A 1,062-nucleotide genomic window follows, 5' to 3' on the forward strand; every position below is an offset into this window, starting at 1 on the left:
GCACGGCACCGTCATCGAAGGGCAGTGTGAACGCAGAAGGGAACGCGCCGCAAACGGGCACACCAGCACAAGCTGGCAGCTCGAAGGTTGTGGAGCCAAATGTGGCAACACCAGAGCAGAAACCAAGTGCGGATGTGTCTAGCGGTGAGCCAACTTCGGCACAAGGTAATGCCTCAGAAGGTATTGATTCCGGTGTGGCAACGCCAGAGCAGAAACCAAGCGCGGATGCGTTTAGTGGTGAGCCAACTTCGGCACAAGGCAATGCCTCAGAAGGCATTGATGCCGGTGTGGCAACGCCAGAGCAGAAACCAAGTGCGGATGTGTCTAACGGTGAGCCAACTTCGGCACAAGGTAATGCCTCAGAAGGTATTGATTCCGGTGTGGCAACGCCAGAGCAGAAACCAAGTGCGAACGGGGCTACCGGTGAGCCAACTTCGGCACAAGGTAATGCCTCGGAAGGTATTGATTCCGGTGTAGGTACGCCAGAATCGACACCGAGTGTGGACGCGGCAACGGGTGAGCCAAACACGGCAGACGACAAGAATGCCGCGGGCGAAAGCATTCCAACGTTAGCGGAAGGGGCGACCCCAACACATGAAAGTGGAGAGAGCATACCGTCGGTAGAGCCAGAGCAAACGTCGTCGGGTCCGGCGAAGCGTTGGCCAGAAGTGAAGACGCCAGCTCGAGTGATCACCAGTGCGGGCAACGCGAGCATCGATGGCAACCCAGGTTACCGCCCAATACGCGTCGACAGCAATGGTGAGACGATGGGCTATGAGATGCGCGATCGCGTGCTAGCCTCTTCGACGTCATCGGCAAGCACGGCACCGTCATCGAAGAGCAGTGTGAACGCAGAAGGGAACGCGCCGCAAACGGGCACACCAGCACAAGCTGGCAGCTCGAAGGGTGTGGAACCAAATGTGACAACACCAGATCAGAAACCAAGTGCGGATGCGTCTAGCGGTGAGCCAACTTCGGCACAAGGTAATGCATCAGAAGGTATTGATTCCGGTGTAGGTACGCCAGAAGCGACACCGAGTGTGGACGCGGCAACGGGTGAGC

1 pseudogene is annotated in these 1,062 nt (G+C 57.7%); it reads left to right on the plus strand.

What is annotated here, in order from left to right:
• Positions 1-1,062 (plus strand): annotated as a pseudogene (locus UF05_RS26325) (hypothetical protein); the annotation flags it as partial.

The sequence above is a fragment of the Vibrio sp. S457-15 genome (assembly GCF_000960545.1).
Taxonomy (GTDB): domain Bacteria; phylum Pseudomonadota; class Gammaproteobacteria; order Enterobacterales; family Vibrionaceae; genus Vibrio; species Vibrio parahaemolyticus.